Origin of the sequence: Bradyrhizobium uaiense (genome assembly GCF_010811875.1) — a bacterium.
Taxonomy (GTDB): Bacteria; Pseudomonadota; Alphaproteobacteria; order Rhizobiales; family Xanthobacteraceae; genus Bradyrhizobium; species Bradyrhizobium uaiense.
The window spans coordinates 1-14239 of sequence record NZ_VKHP01000039.1; the positions used below are offsets into that span (position 1 = coordinate 1).

Below are 14239 nucleotides of genomic sequence, written 5' to 3' on the forward strand. Positions count from 1 at the left end.
AAGGAAATCGGCGCCGACATGAACTACGCCTGGCCGACCGCGCAGATCGCCGTGATGGGCGCCAAGGGCGCGGTGGAGATCATCTTCCGCAGCGACATCGGCGACCCCGACAAGATCGCGGCGCGAACCAAGGAATACGAAGACCGCTTCCTGTCGCCCTTCATCGCCGCCGAGCGCGGCTACATCGACGACGTCATCATGCCGCATTCGACACGGCGTCGGATTGCGCGCGCACTGGCGATGCTCAGGGATAAGAAGGTCGAGATCCCCGCGAAGAAGCACGACAATCTGCCGCTGTGACCGAAGCGTAGGGTGGGTTAGCATAAGTGTAACCAACCACCTTCGTTCGGCACGATCCGCGGCGGGTTACGGCTGTGCCTAACTCGCCCTACAGGTTTCAGTCTGATGACCGAAGACGAGCCGACCGACGAGATTTCAGAGATCGAGGCGCAGATCGAGGAGCTGGCCGAGAGCGCTGAACGATCCCGGCGGATCATCCTCGGCTCGAAGGTGGCAATCGCCGGTGGGTTCGCGTTGTTGCTGATTGCGCTGCTCGGCCTGTTCGGGGCCGGGCAGACCGCGGCGCTTGGATCGATTGCGCTGGTGCTCGGCGGCATCGTGTCGCTCGGATCGAATGTCAGCACCTTGCGGCAGACCGAAGCTGCCATCAGCACCGCAGAGGCGCGCCGCGCGCGGCTGATCGGTAACATCGAACTTCGGCTGGTGCATGATGCGCCGCTGAAGCTGATGTGAGGGCTTGAGCGGGCGAGGGCACGCGCATGATCGAAACGCAACGCCTTCGACTTCATCAATGGCACGACCGCCATCGCGGCGCGTTCGCGGCGATGCATGCCGATCCCGAGGTCATGGCCGATTATGGCGGGCCCGTCGGCCGGGCAGAGAGCGACGAGAAATTCGCGCGATATCTTGCCGCGCAGCGTGACCACGGCATCTCTCGATGGGCCGTCGAGACCGTCGACGGCCTGTTCCTCGGCTATGCCGGCGTGATGCCGCGATTGGCCGAAGATCATCCGCTCGGAAAGCATTTCGAGATCGGCTGGCGATTCACGCGCATGGCCTGGGGACACGGCTACGCGACGGAGAGCGCGAGGGCCGCGCTGCTGCATGCCGTTCATGACTTCGGCCCGCGCGAGATCGTGTCCTACACCAGCCCGGACAACGCGCGCTCCCAGGCCGTCATGGCGCGGCTCGGTCTCGTCCGCCATCCTGCGCGTGACTTCACGACGCTGACGGCGCGTGGCGAGCCGTGGCGGGGGCTGGTCTGGATCGTGCCACCGGGATGGCCGGGTGGCTGATCTGCCCGGATGCGTAACTCCATCCTGTAGGATGTGTGGAGCGAAGCGATACCCATCGACTTGCGCCAATGATGGGTATCGCTTCGCTCCACCCACCCTACGAGCCGACAATCAAATTCGTTCCGATTTTCAGAATTTAATTTGACGCCGGACCCAACTCAGATGTTCAATATGTGCGTCTCACCCGATCGAGGGGCGCTTCGCGATCGTCACGAACGCGGCGTGAGATGCGGTGGACGCCGAATGCGCAGTCGACGAATGCGCATGAAGCGGACGGTGAAGTCGTGTGGTCCTGACGCCCTAGCGGCCGGTGTCTTTTCGCATTGCGCGATGCGCGTTGTGAAGACGGTGACAACCAAGCCCAGTCTCGCCGGGGAGAGCATGAAGTAAGCCGTAAGCCATCGCGCAGGGAAAGCCGGATTGTTCCGGTTACACCTGTGGTCCTACCCCCGTGCTTTCTAACCATTTGCACGGGGCCCATGGGTGCGATCGGCACCCGGCTTTCCCTGCGCCCTCTGCTCGCAGAGTGGCGAAACCAAACGCAAAGCTCGGGCGAAACGCGCCGCGAGAGTGCGGACGCTTATCCTCATCGCTGTTTGAGATGTGAATCGGAATCTCACCCTACGTCGTCCCTGCGAAAGCCGCGACCAATAACCACCGCTCGATGTCGTTGCGCGACGCTGGGGCCACAGCGTGCTCAGCAACTCAACCCTGTGGTTATTGGTCGCGGCTTTCGCAGGGACGACGATGGAGAGAGTGTTGCGCTCCTTACTTCCCCGCCAGCGGCACGTAGTCGTATTCGCCGACGCCCTGCAGGATCAGGAAGGTCAGCGAAGTCGTGCCGGCATTGGTGACGAGGTGAGGGCGGGTCGGGCGTACCGCGTAGACTTCGCCTGGCTTCAGGTTCACTTCCTCCTTCGGTTCCTGCAGGAACAGCCGCATCCGGCGTTCCAGCACATAGAACGTGTCGGAGATGTTGCTGTGGGTGTGCCACGGCACTTTCTGGGTCGGCGAGAGTTGTAGCTCCATGATGCGGAAGCCGGGGCGGGCGGCGTGCTGGGCGCGGCGCTCGACTTCGTAGAGGTGGCTGGCATCCTTGATGGGTTGTCCTGACTTCACGGCGGCCTCCCGGAGGTTGTTCTTATGATGCGAGATGCTAGTCCCGTTCGGTAGTCCATGAAACGGTCGGAACGAGCATGACCGATGCGCGCGGAGGAGGCCGTGACGTCACACCGTGGCGGACGCCGCCGCGAGGCGTCGAGTTCCGCGAAACGTGAATGCGGGGTTCAGCGAACGTTCAGGTCGGGGCGAAAAAACTCAAGGGGGCAGTTGGTCCAACTCAGCAACAAAGGGAAACTCTCATGGAACGCCGGGATTTTCTGAAGATGGCCTTCGGTGTCGCCGCCGGAGCAGCCACGTTCGCAGCAACGGCCCAGGCGGCGCCGCTCGCACCACTTCCCCTCAACCAGGATGCACGTTCGCCGGCGACCAACGATGCGCATCCGGCCGTGACCACGGGCGATGAGGTCGATCGCCTGAAGCCCGAGCAGGTGCGTTGGCATCACGGTTGGTATCATCGGCGTTGGCACCACAGGCATTGGGGTTGGCGCCGCCGTCATTGGCGCCGTCACTGGCGCCGTCATCACTGGCGCCGCTGGTGATATCGACTCCATGTCGAAAAAGAAAAACCCCGCGCGAAGCGGGGTTTTGTTTGTTCGGAATGCACCGCGATCAGATCGGGCGGCAACGGCCGTAGCGCCACGTGAATCCGTAGGGGCAGGCGCGGACGCGCGGCGCCACCACGACCGGGCCGGGTGCGACGACGACAGGGCGCTCCACGACGACGGCGCCCGGAGCGACGACGACAGCGCCGCGGTTCCTGACGCAGCCGCCATAGGGGCCGCGGTGCCAGCCGGGGCCGCAGCCACCGGCGGCATCCGCAGCGCTGATGCCGGCGAAGGCGGTCGTCAGCAAAACTGCTGCTGCAAAAAGATACTTCATGACTTCTCCTTCTTAATGGGCCGCGCGCTGCGGCTCCGCAACAAGCTTGAGATTACCGATTCGCCCGGCCGGATCATTGCAGAAGCCGTGCCCGATGTCGTCGACCATAGTGGTGCGGACTGAATGCGACATGAATGTTGCGCATCACACCTGCGTCAGTGCGTCGCAAGCACGCTCAGCGTTGTTTCAGAATATTTCGCAAGGCGCGCGTTGAACGAAGCGCACAGCGGCGAGGGCACCAAATGTATCGGAGAGCGAGACAAGCGAGACCGGAGCTTCGCGAATGACCGCGCCAGGGCTGACCTGAACGCGCGATCTTACTCGTCCGCGCCGAACAGCGCTGCGAACCGCTTCTCGCCGGTTCGCGAGAAATTGACCACGCGGCTGCCCGGCGTCGCGTCGCGCGCGGCCCATTTCAACTCAGTGAAGCGGTCCATCACGGCAGCGCCGAGCGTGCCGGCGAGGTGGTGCCGCCGCTCGCTCCAGTCGAGACAGGCCTTGCACACCGGACGGCGCGGATGCGTCAGCGCGTCGGCGTCGATCTGCAACTCCTCGGCCATGAAGCGCTTGCCTTCGCCGGTGAGCTCGATCGCCTGCTTGCTCTGGCGCACCAGCTTCTGCCGCCTCATGCTGTCGAGCATCTGCACGCCGAGATCGCCGGCGAGATGGTCGTAGCAGATGCGGGCGTGGCGCAGCGCCGGATCCTTCGGTCCGGTGCGCACGCGCATGTGGCCGGCGCGGGCGGCAATGCCCTGCAGGCCTTCGAGCACGTCGGCGACGTCGGGGTCAGAGAGGCGATAGTAGCGGTGGCGGCCTTGCTTCTCGGGCTCGATCAGCCCGCCGGCCTCGAGCTTGGCGAGATGCGAGCTCGCCGTCTGCGGCGTGATGCCGGCCTCCTGCGCCAGCTCGCTCGCAGTCAGGGCGCGGCCGGTCATCAGCGCGGTCAGCATGTTGCAGCGTGCGGGATCCCCGACCAAAGCGGCGATCCGGGAGATGTCGGGTCCTGCTTTCATAGTTCGATGATAGCCGAAGCATCGAGGTGGAGCAAGCGGGTAGTGTCCACCTTGCAGTCATTGCGAGCGAAGCGACGCGATCCATCGTGCCACTTGCCAAGGCGTGGATTGCTTCGCTGACGCCCGCAATGACGGAATACATTCATCGGAGGCCATCAATGACCGTCACCGTTTTCATCCGCTACCAGCTCGATCCGTTCAAGCGCGCGATGTTCGAGGAGTATTCGAGGAATTGGCTCTCGATCATCCCGCGCTGCGGCGGCGATCTGCTCGGCTACTGGATGCCGCATGAGGGCACCAACAACATCGCCTTCGCGCTGATCTCGTTTGAGAGCCTCGCCGCCTACGAGGCCTATCGCGCGCGGCTGCGCCAGGACAAAGAGGGCATGGCGAACTTCCACTTCGCGGAAGAAAACCGCTTCATCCTCGCCGAAGAGCGGACATTTCTGCGCAAGGTCGAGCTATAGTCGCTCCACATCAGAAATGCGGAGACGCCCATGATCGCCGTGATCTTCGAAGTCTGGCCGAAGCCGGAGTACCGGCAGCAATATTTCGACCTTGCCGCCGAGCTGAAGCCGATCCTGCAGGAGATCGACGGCTTCATCTCGGTCGAGCGGTTCGAGAGCATCACCGAGCAGGGCAAGTTCGTGTCGCTGTCATTCTTCCGCGATGAGGCCGCGGTGGAAGCCTGGCGCAACACGGTCGAGCACCGGCGCACCCAGGCCAAGGGCCGCGCGCGGATTTTTGACGACTATCGCCTGCGCGTCGCTAGCGTGATCAGGGATTACGGTTTGAACGAACGCGATCAGGCACCGAAAGATAGCCGCGCGGTGCACGAACCGCACTAGCACCGTGAAGCCTGCGTGCCTATCTGTGCGCGGCCAACGATATCAGGGAGCGACCAATGCCACTGCCAACTGCTGACAAACGCACAGCCTTCAAGAAGCTGCATGAGAGCGGATGCTTCATCATCCCGAACCCGTTCGATGTCGGCAGCGCCCGCGCCTTGCAACATCTCGGCTTCAAGGCGCTGGCCTCGACCAGCGCGGGCTTCGCCTGGACCATCGCCAAGGCCGACAACCGCGTCACCGTCGATGACGTCTGCGATCACCTGACCGCGATCTGCGCAGGGGTCGATATTCCCGTCAATGCGGATTTCGAGGGCGGCTTTGCCGTCGAGCCCGACAAGGTTGCGGTCAATGTCGCGCGTGGCGTCAAGACCGGCGTTGCCGGGCTCTCGATCGAGGACTCCACCGGTGACGCTGCCAATCCGTTGTTCGAGCACAAGCTGGCGGTCGAGCGCATCAGGGCGGCGCGCAAAGCAATCGATGCCGACAACAGCGGCGTGTTGCTCACCGGCCGCTGCGAGGCGTTTCTGTGGGGCAAGCAGGACCTCAATCTGGTGATCGAGCGGTTGCAGGCCTATTCGGACGCCGGGGCCGACGTGCTCTATGCGCCCGGCATCAAGACCAAGGAGGAGATCTCGGCGGTGGTGAAGGCGGTGGCGCCGAAGCCGGTCAATCTCCTGATCGGCGGCGCGTCGGAGCTGACGCTGCAGGCGGTCGCCGATCTCGGCGTGCGCCGGATCAGCGTCGGCGGCGCGCTGGCGCGGATGGCCTGGACCGGCGTCATGAAGGCGGCGAGGGAGATGGCCGAGAAGGGCACCTTCACCGAATTCGCCAACGGCTATCCCGGTGGCGAGCTCAACAAGATGTTCAAGTAGACCTCACAAAGAAGCGGCGGGCCACATGGGCCCGCCGCTCGCGCCTGGTCAGACGTTGTTACTTTGAATTCTCGGCCGGCGGGGCGGCCGGCTTGTTCATGTCGGACTTGTTCATGTCAGACGGCGGGTTCGCCGGTTGCGCCGGCGCCGCGCCCGTGGTCACGCCGGGCTGACTGTTCGGCTTCGGCGTCACGTCGCGCATGCCCGGGGGTGGCGCGGCCGGATTCGGATTGGCCGGCTGCTGCTGCGCGGTCTGGGTCGACGGGGTCGTGCCGGCCTCGTGCACCGACGTGTTGTTCAACCCATAGAACAGCGCGCCGAGCACCACGGCTACCGCAACTGCGAACATCGCGATCTTTGTGCCGCTGGCCGGCCCCTCCTGCAGTTCCGGATCCGGCTGCAGCTCGTTGTCCAGGCTGTTGAAGCGCGCCTGACGGCGGACCTCGTCCTCGGTCAGGTTGGCGCGATACGGATCGTCAGGGTTGTAAGCCATCGTAAAGTTCCTCCGTTTGCCCCCAAAGGTTCAACGCTAAGCCTAAACGCCAAGGCTAAGCGCTCTCGGCTAAACACAGGGGACAATGGCTGGCGCGTTCGGATGTTCCGCGCCAATGTTGCAACCTGTTCATGCTGGAACCGGCGATTCCGGGTTCCGAACCCGTTCCATGAGGCGTTTTCAATGTGGACCATGCCGCCCACCGATTCGGTGCTGAACATGCTCTCGTTCATCGCGGTTGCGGCGCAGTCGATGACGGCGGCGCTGGCGGCGGGCCGGCGCAGCATGGATTGGGCCGGCGTCTGCATGCTGGGTGCGATCACCGCGCTCGGCGGCGGCACCATCCGCGACGTGCTGGTCGGGCATTATCCGCTGCTGTGGTTCAAGCACCCGATCTACCTTGCGGTCGCAGCCGCCGGCGCCTTCGCTACCATCCTGCTGGCCCGGCTGGTGGTCAGGCTCAATCTCGCTTTCCTGGTGCTCGATGCGATCGGGCTGGTGGTGTTCACCATGGCCGGCTGCGACGTGGCCTGGCAGGTCGACGCCTCGCTGCCGATCGTGATCGTCGCCGGCATGATCACCGGCTGCGCCGGCGGCGTGCTGCGCGACATCCTCTGCAACGAGGTGCCGCTGCTGTTTCGCAGCGAGCTCTACGCCAGCGTCTCGGTGGTGACAGGGCTGTTCTATGCGACCGGCGTCGGGCTGCACTTGAACGACCAGCTCTGGACCGTGCTCACCTTCGCCGTCGGCCTGACGTTCCGGATGCTTGCGATCCGATACCGATGGGAGATGCCGAAATTCGTATTCAATGCCGAGGAGGAGTGACCGACTATTGCGCTGTCCGCGCTTTGGCGACCTGATCGGCCGTCACGGCCGGCGCGGCATTGCCCCAGGAATTGCGGATATAGGTCGCGACGTCGGCGACCTCCTGGTCGGTGAGTTTCGGATAGGCCGGCATCGAGCCTGCGTTCGGCGCGCGCGGTGTGGTGATGGTCTGTGCGCCGTCGAGGATGATGCGCAGCGTGCTCGCCGGATTGGCCGATTGCAGATTGGCGTTGCCGGGCAGCGGCGGATAGATCCGTGGCGCTCCGGAGCCGTCGAGTTCATGGCAGGCGACGCAGGCGCCGCGATAGATGCGCTCGCCGTTGCTCATCTGAGCCGGCGAAGGCGGCGTGACCGCAGGCTCCGGCGCGCCGGGCAGGCTCTTCAGATAGACTGCGATCGCGCGCACATCGGCGTCACTCATCTTCGAGGTCGAGTTGACCACCATCTCGGACATCAGGGGGCCGGCATGGCTGTGCCCGTTGCGGCCGCTCTGCAGATATTCGGCGATGTCGTCCGCGCTCCAGGACTTCAGCCCGCTGCGCGCGGCGCCGTCGAGCCGTGGCGCGAACATGCCCTGGACCATGCTGCCATTGAGCGCCTGGTCGCGCTTGTCGGCGCCGAATGCGTTCTTCGGCGTATGGCAGGCGCCGCAATGGGCGAGGGCCTCGACCAGATAGCGGCCGCGATTCCATTCGGCACCCTTGCTCTGGTCCGGCTGGATGATGCCCGGTGTGAAGAACAGCGCATTCCAGGCTCGCATCAGCACGCGGTAGCATAGCGGCCAGCGCAGCTGCGGCGGCGGCGCCCTGTTGCTGACCGGCGCAAGCGTCGTGAGGTAGGCGCGGATCGCCAGGATGTCGTCGCGGATCAGCTTCGTGAAGTAAGGGTAGGGGAAGGCCGGGTAATAATGCTTCCCGTTCGGCGAGACGCCGCTCCGCAGCGCGCGGAGGAAATCGTCGTCGCTCCAGCCGCCGATGCCGGTATCGCGGTCGGGCGTCAGGTTCGGCGAAAACACCGCACCGAACGGCGTGTCGATCCGCTTGCCCCCGGCGAAGGGTTTTGCCGGGTCGGCGGTGTGGCAGCTCGCGCAGTCCCCGGCGATCGTGAGTGCCTTGCCGCGGGCGACGATGTCGTCGGTCGTCGCAGCGGCGCATTTGCCGGCCGCGAACGCACTGCACAACAGCGCTGTGACCAGAATCGCACCGGCCGTTCGAGGTCGTCGCCGCATCCATTCACCTTCCGCACCTTCCGGTCCACAGGACGCGTCACGCCATTTCGCCGCAGGCCCGTCTTGCGACAGAAACCGAAACGGCGCTCCGATATTCCCGGCACGAAATTGCGATTTTTGAGCGACGGGCTTTGTCGCCCAGAATTGTGTCGCGCAGGCCGGAACATCCGACATAGACTGGTTCTAACAAGCTCGGATGACTAGCTAAAAACCAGCCGTCGCGACCAGCGCAAAGAGGGCTAAATGGGAATCAACCAAGGGCCTATCAGCCTCGACCAGAAATACACCCAGGGCACCGGCCACGTCTTCATGACCGGCATCCAGGCGCTGGTCCGCCTGCCGATGGCGCAGATCAGACGCGATCGCGCCGCGGGCCTCAACACGGCAGGCTTCATCTCCGGCTATCGCGGTTCCCCGCTCGGCGGCTACGACCAGCAGCTGTTCGCCGCCCGCAAGCATCTCGAGCAGTACAACATCAAATTCCAGCCCGGCGTGAACGAGGATCTTGCGGCCACCGCGATCTGGGGCTCGCAGCAGCTCGGCCTGTCGTCCGGCGCCAAATATGATGGCGCGGTCGGCATCTGGTACGGCAAGGGCCCCGGCGTCGACCGCTGCGGCGATGTGTTCCGCCACGGCAATGCGGCGGGCTCCGCCAAGCATGGCGGCGTGCTCTGCCTTGCCGGCGACGACCATGGCGCAAAGTCCTCCACCGTCCCGCATCAGTCCGACCACGCCTTCATCTCCGCGCTGATGCCCTACCTCTATCCCTCCAGCATCCACGAAATGATCGAGATGGGCCTCCTGGGTATCGCGATGTCGCGCTACTCGGGCTGCTGGGTCGGCATGAAGGTGATCACCGAGACGGTCGAGACCACGGCCGAGATCGACCTCACCGACGAGATGACGCCGTTCATCATCCCGACCGATTTCGAGCTGCCGCCGGGTGGGCTCAACATCCGATGGCCCGACGACCGTTTCGAGCAGGACCGCCGCTTACAGGACTACAAGGGCTTTGCCGCGATCGCCTTTGCCCGCGCCAACAAGGTCAACCGCATCACGATGGATTCGCCGAACGCGCGCTACGGCATCATGGCCTCGGGCAAGAGCTACGAGGACATTCGCCAGGCGCTGCGCGAGCTCGGCATCACGCCCGAGATCGCCGCCAAGATCGGCATCCGGCTCTACAAGATCGGCATGCCGTGGCCGCTGGAGCCGGAAGGTGTGCGCAACTTCGCCGTCGGCCTCGAGGAGATCTTCATCGTCGAGGAGCGCCGCGAGATCGTCGAGAACCAGGTCAAGCAGGAGCTGTTCAACTGGCGCGACGACGTGCGTCCGCGCATCGTCGGCAAGATGGACGATCACGACAAGCGCTTCCTGACCTTCGCCGCCGAGCTCAGCGTCGCCTCGCTGGCGAGCTCGCTCACCGAACGGCTGCTTCGACTTAATCTCAACCCTGAAATCGCCGAGATGCTGCGCGCCAAGGCGGACTGGTTCAACGGCCGCCAGTCGAGCCAGATGCAGGCGACGGCGCCGGTCAGCCGTACGCCGTATTTCTGCTCTGGCTGCCCGCATAACACCTCGACCAAGGTGCCGGAAGGCAGCCGTGCGCTCGGTGGCATCGGCTGCCATTTCATGGCGCTGTGGATGAACCGCTCGACCGAGACCTTCACCCATATGGGCGGCGAGGGCGTGCCGTGGGTCGGCATCGCGCCGTTCACCAACGAGAACCACATCTTCGCCAATCTCGGCGACGGCACCTATTTCCACTCCGGCATCCTGGCGATCCGACAGTCGATCGCCTCCAAGGCCAACATCACCTACAAGATCCTCTATAACGACGCGGTCGCGATGACCGGCGGCCAGCGCCATGACGGCGATCTGTCGCCGCAACAGATCACCTTCCAGCTCCACGCCGAAGGCATTCGCGAGATCTATCTGGTCTCGGAGAACCCCAGTGCCTATCCGGCCGACACCATCGCGCCTGGCGTCAAGCTGTTCCATCGCGACGAGCTCGAGAACGTCCAGAAGATGTGCCGTGACACCAAGGGCACCTCGGCGATCGTGTTCGTGCAGACCTGTGCCGCCGAAAAGCGCCGTCGCCGCAAGCGCGGCCTGATGGAGGACCCGGCGCGCCGCGTGCTGATCAATCCCGCCGTCTGTGAAGGCTGCGGCGACTGCTCGGTACAGTCGAACTGCATCTCGGTCGAGCCGCTGGAGACCGAATTGGGGCGCAAGCGCACCATCAACCAGTCGACCTGCAACAAGGACTATTCCTGCGTGAAGGGTTTTTGCCCGTCCTTCGTAACGGTCGACGGCGGCACGCTCAAGCGCCGGGCACCGACTGAACTTGGCGATATCGGCGCCTTGCGGGAGCCGGCCTCGAAGCCCGCGCTCGACCGGCCCTACAATATCGCGGTCGGCGGCGTCGGCGGCACTGGCGTCTTGACGATCGGCGCGCTGCTCGGCATGGCCGCTCACATCGAGGGCAAGGCCTCGATGATCCTCGACATGTCGGGTTTGGCGCAGAAGGGCGGCGCGGTGCTCAGCCACGTCCGGCTCTCCGAGCACACGGCAGATGTGACCTGCTCGCGCATCGTGACCGGCACCGCCGATCTTGTGCTTGCGGCCGACGAGGTCGTGGCGGTCTCGAAGGACACTATCACGCTGTGTGACCCGAGCCGCACCGTCGGCGTCATCAACAGCCACATCATCCCGACCGCGGATTTCATCCTCAACCGCGACTTCAATTTCCAGAGTCGCAAGGTCAACAGCGTGCTGGAGACCGAGCTGCGCAAGGACTCCGCCTTCTTCGACTTCACCAAGCCGGCCGAAGCGCTGCTCGGCGATAGCATCGCCACCAACATCATGATGATGGGCTTTGCCTATCAGCGCGGGTTGCTGCCGCTGTCGGCGGAATCGATCCAGCAGGCGATCGAGGTCAACGGCGTCTCGATCAAGATGAACACCCAGGCGTTCCAGCTCGGGCGCCTCGCTGCCGCGGATCCGGCGCGGCTCGCCGCGATGATGAAGGGGCAGGATGGCGACGCAGCCCCGGTCAAGTCGCTGGATGCGATGTCGCTCGACGAGATCATCACCCATCGCATGGCGCTCTTGACCGACTACCAGAACGCGCGTCTGGCAAAACGCTACCGCAAGCTGGTCGACCAGGTCCGCGACGCCGCAGTCAAGGGCGGCTACGGCGAGGCGCTGCCGCGCGCGGTCGCGATCAACTACGCCAAGCTGCTGGCCTACAAGGACGAGTATGAGGTGGCGCGGCTGTTCACCGATGGCCGCTTCGAGAAGCAGCTGCGCGACCAGTTCGAGGGCGAGTTCAAGTTCAACTTCAATCTGGCACCGCCGATCCTCGGTGGCGGGCTCGATGCGCAGGGTCGTCCGAAGAAGCGCGCCTTCGGGCCGTGGATGATGTCGGTCTTCCGGACGCTGGCGCGCTTCCGCGTCCTGCGCGGCACGCCGCTCGACGTCTTCGGCTACAACGCCGACCGCAAGCTCGAGCGCGATCTGATCGCGGGCTACGAGAAAGACGTCGCGACGGTGCTGAGCCTGCTGTCGCCGCTCAATCACGACATCGCGGTCGAACTGCTGTCGCTGCCCGATCGTATCCGCGGCTACGGGCCGGTGAAGGAGAAGGCGATCAAGGAGGCAAAGGTTCGCTACGCGCAACTCGCCGCCGACCTCGCCAACCCGCCGCCCGCGCCGCGACAGATGGCGGCGGAGTAGGGTAGCCACACATTCGGTGTCGTCCCGGCGAAAGCAGGGACCCATAGCCACCGAAGTTCGTTGTTGTGCGACGCTGGGGCCATAGCGCGTTCTAACAACACAGCCCTGTGGTTATGGGTCCCTGCTTTCGCCGGGACGACACCGGTTTTGAGGCGCGCATAGTGCACGCTCATCACAGTCTCGCCTGACGGAATATTTCCGCGCTTGCCAAGGTCGCGTCGTCGGTTCAGAAAAACGCTGGAGATGAAAAACGCCAGCGGAGAGCGATTTGACCATCAAGGGCAAGGCCTACATTGCCGGGATCTACGAACATCCCACCCGGCATGCACCGGATAAATCAACAGCACAGCTTCACGCCGAGGTCGCCAAGGGCGCGATCGAGGATGCCGGGCTCACCAAGGACGACATCGACGGCTATTTCTGCGCCGGCGATGCGCCGGGTGGGCTGTGGCCGATGGTCGATTACCTCGGCCTCAACACCAAGAAGCTGCGCCACATCGACTCCACCGAGACCGGTGGCTGTTCCTATCTGATCCATCTCGGCCATGCCGCCGAGGCGATCGCCGCGGGCAAATGCTCGGTCGCGCTGGTCACACTGGCGGGCAAGCCGCGCACCGGCCCGATGCCGCCGCGCGCGTCCGGCGCCGAGGCCGATTTCGAATTGGCCTACGGGGCTACCACGCACAATGCCTACGGCATGTGTGCCATGCGCCATATGCACGACTACGGCACCACCTCCGAGCAACTCGCCTGGATCAAGGTCGCGGCCTCGCACCATGCGCAATACAATCCGCATGCGATGCTGAAGGAGGTCGTCACCGTCGAGGACGTGCTGAACTCGCCGATGATCTCCGATCCGCTGCACCGGATGGATTGCTGTGTCGTCACCGACGGCGGCGGCGCGATGATCGTCACCACGCCGGAAATTGCGAAGAGCCTGAAGAAGCCGCTGGTGCGCCTGATCGGTCACGGCGAAGCGGCGAAGGGTCCGCGCGGCGGCAAGGATCTCGATCTGACTTACTCCGCCGGTGTGTGGTCTGGCCCGCGCGCCTTCGAGGAAGCGGGTGTGACGCCGAAGGACATCAAGTACGCCTCGATCTATGACAGCTTCACCATCACGGTGCTGATGCAGCTCGAGGATCTCGGCTTCTGCAAGAAGGGCGAGGGCGGCAAGTTCGTCGCCGACGGCAATCTGATCTCCGGAGTCGGCAAGCTGCCGTTCAACACCGATGGCGGCGGCCTGTGCAGCAACCATCCGGTCAATCGCGGCGGCATGACGAAGATCCTCGAGGCTGTGCGCCAGTTGCGTGGCGAGGCGCATCCGAAGGTGCAGGTGAAGAACTGCGACCTCGCGATCGCCCACGGCACCGGCGGTCTGCTCGGCGTTCGCCACGCCGCCTCAACCTGTATTCTGGAGCGTGCGTGATGTCTGAAGCCAAGAAGTACAATGCCCCGGTGACCAATCCGGAGAGCGCGCCGTTCTGGGAAGCGGCGAAGGCGGGCAAGTTCATGATCAAGCGCTGCACCACCTGCGGGGAAGCGCATTACTTCCCGCGCGCGATCTGCCCGTTCTGCTTCTCCGACAAGACGGTGTGGGAAGAGTCGAGTGGCGAGGCCACGGTCTACACCTACAGCCTGATGCGCAAGTCGCCGACCGGTCCGTATGCGATCGCCTATGTGACGCTGAAGGAAGGCCCATCGCTGCAGACCAACATCGTCGACTGCGATCTGGAAACGGTGAAGATCGGCCAGAAGGTCAAGGTCGTGTGGAAGCCGACCGACGGCGCCCCGCTGCCGTTCTTCACGCCGGCCTGAGAAGTACCTTCCCCCTTGCGGGGGAAGGTGGCAGCGCAGCTGCCGGAAGAGGGGTATCTCTCCGCGAGAGATGTGTTTGCGGTGGCA

General features: G+C 64.3%; 16 protein-coding genes. 11 read left to right on the plus strand and 5 right to left on the minus strand.

What is annotated here, in order from left to right; translation table 11 throughout:
* The 3 genes from FNJ47_RS12300 to FNJ47_RS12310 all read left to right on the plus strand — a co-directional run.
* Positions 1-300, plus strand: a 300-nt coding sequence (locus FNJ47_RS12300; RefSeq protein ID WP_283811237.1) for a carboxyl transferase domain-containing protein, incomplete at its 5' end; no start/stop codon positions are given.
* Positions 301-405: 105 nt separating this feature from the next.
* Positions 406-753 carry a hypothetical protein gene (locus FNJ47_RS12305; protein WP_163153337.1) on the plus strand — a complete coding sequence of 116 codons (348 nt, stop codon included), beginning with the start codon at positions 406-408 and terminating at the stop codon, positions 751-753.
* 26 nt (positions 754-779) lie between these two features.
* A complete protein-coding gene (locus tag FNJ47_RS12310; protein WP_163153338.1) occupies positions 780-1316 on the plus strand; it encodes a GNAT family N-acetyltransferase in 537 nt (178 codons plus the stop codon).
* A 768-nt stretch (positions 1317-2084) separates the two neighbouring features.
* On the opposite strand, the gene FNJ47_RS12315 is transcribed toward FNJ47_RS12310, so the two are convergent.
* Positions 2085-2435: a cupin domain-containing protein gene (locus FNJ47_RS12315; RefSeq protein WP_163153339.1), complete on the minus strand. Its 351-nt coding sequence runs from the start codon at positions 2433-2435 to the stop codon at positions 2085-2087.
* A gap of 242 nt (positions 2436-2677) precedes the next feature.
* Between FNJ47_RS12315 and FNJ47_RS12320 the strand changes: the two genes are divergently transcribed.
* Positions 2678-2977, plus strand: coding sequence for a twin-arginine translocation signal domain-containing protein (locus tag FNJ47_RS12320; RefSeq protein WP_163153340.1), 300 nt, complete (start codon positions 2678-2680; stop codon positions 2975-2977).
* 70 nt (positions 2978-3047) lie between these two features.
* Here FNJ47_RS12320 and FNJ47_RS12325 read toward each other — a convergent pair whose 3' ends face one another.
* Together FNJ47_RS12325 and FNJ47_RS12330 are read right to left on the minus strand one after the other, a co-directional pair.
* Positions 3048-3317 carry a GCG_CRPN prefix-to-repeats domain-containing protein gene (locus FNJ47_RS12325; protein WP_163153341.1) on the minus strand — a complete coding sequence of 90 codons (270 nt, stop codon included), beginning with the start codon at positions 3315-3317 and terminating at the stop codon, positions 3048-3050.
* A 317-nt stretch (positions 3318-3634) separates the two neighbouring features.
* Positions 3635-4330: an ArsR/SmtB family transcription factor gene (locus FNJ47_RS12330; RefSeq protein WP_165445658.1), complete on the minus strand. Its 696-nt coding sequence runs from the start codon at positions 4328-4330 to the stop codon at positions 3635-3637.
* Between the two features lie 158 nt (positions 4331-4488).
* Here FNJ47_RS12330 and FNJ47_RS12335 point away from each other — a divergent pair, with 158 nt between their 5' ends.
* The 3 genes from FNJ47_RS12335 to FNJ47_RS12345 are packed head-to-tail and all read left to right on the plus strand — an operon-like array spanning position 4489 to position 6053.
* The gene (locus tag FNJ47_RS12335) at positions 4489-4797 is read left to right on the plus strand and encodes an NIPSNAP family protein (protein ID WP_163153342.1); all 309 of its coding nucleotides are present in this window, start codon (positions 4489-4491) and stop codon (positions 4795-4797) included.
* Positions 4798-4827: 30 nt separating this feature from the next.
* Positions 4828-5178 carry an antibiotic biosynthesis monooxygenase family protein gene (locus FNJ47_RS12340; RefSeq protein WP_163153343.1) on the plus strand — a complete coding sequence of 117 codons (351 nt, stop codon included), beginning with the start codon at positions 4828-4830 and terminating at the stop codon, positions 5176-5178.
* A 56-nt stretch (positions 5179-5234) separates the two neighbouring features.
* Positions 5235-6053, plus strand: coding sequence for an isocitrate lyase/PEP mutase family protein (locus tag FNJ47_RS12345; RefSeq protein WP_163153344.1), 819 nt, complete (start codon positions 5235-5237; stop codon positions 6051-6053).
* A gap of 58 nt (positions 6054-6111) precedes the next feature.
* Here FNJ47_RS12345 and FNJ47_RS12350 read toward each other — a convergent pair whose 3' ends face one another.
* The gene (locus tag FNJ47_RS12350) at positions 6112-6546 is read right to left on the minus strand and encodes a hypothetical protein (RefSeq protein ID WP_163153346.1); all 435 of its coding nucleotides are present in this window, start codon (positions 6544-6546) and stop codon (positions 6112-6114) included.
* A gap of 183 nt (positions 6547-6729) precedes the next feature.
* Here FNJ47_RS12350 and FNJ47_RS12355 point away from each other — a divergent pair, with 183 nt between their 5' ends.
* Entirely contained in the window at positions 6730-7371 is a 642-nt protein-coding gene (locus FNJ47_RS12355) for a trimeric intracellular cation channel family protein (protein WP_163153348.1), read from the plus strand.
* Between the two features lie 4 nt (positions 7372-7375).
* Here the strand turns inward: FNJ47_RS12355 and FNJ47_RS12360 are convergent, their stop codons facing one another.
* A complete protein-coding gene (locus tag FNJ47_RS12360) occupies positions 7376-8599 on the minus strand; it encodes a c-type cytochrome (protein ID WP_163153350.1) in 1224 nt (407 codons plus the stop codon).
* Between the two features lie 243 nt (positions 8600-8842).
* Between FNJ47_RS12360 and FNJ47_RS12365 the strand changes: the two genes are divergently transcribed.
* The 3 genes from FNJ47_RS12365 to FNJ47_RS12375 all read left to right on the plus strand — a co-directional run bounded on the left by FNJ47_RS12365 (position 8843) and on the right by FNJ47_RS12375 (position 14152).
* Positions 8843-12337 carry an indolepyruvate ferredoxin oxidoreductase family protein gene (locus FNJ47_RS12365; RefSeq protein ID WP_163153352.1) on the plus strand — a complete coding sequence of 1165 codons (3495 nt, stop codon included), beginning with the start codon at positions 8843-8845 and terminating at the stop codon, positions 12335-12337.
* Between the two features lie 268 nt (positions 12338-12605).
* Positions 12606-13763 carry a thiolase domain-containing protein gene (locus tag FNJ47_RS12370; protein ID WP_163153354.1) on the plus strand — a complete coding sequence of 386 codons (1158 nt, stop codon included), beginning with the start codon at positions 12606-12608 and terminating at the stop codon, positions 13761-13763.
* Positions 13763-14152, plus strand: a complete 390-nt coding sequence (locus FNJ47_RS12375) for a Zn-ribbon domain-containing OB-fold protein (protein ID WP_106318237.1) — start codon at positions 13763-13765, stop codon at positions 14150-14152. Before FNJ47_RS12370 ends, FNJ47_RS12375 begins: the two co-directional genes overlap by 1 nt.
* Positions 14153-14239: the final 87 nt, after the last annotated feature.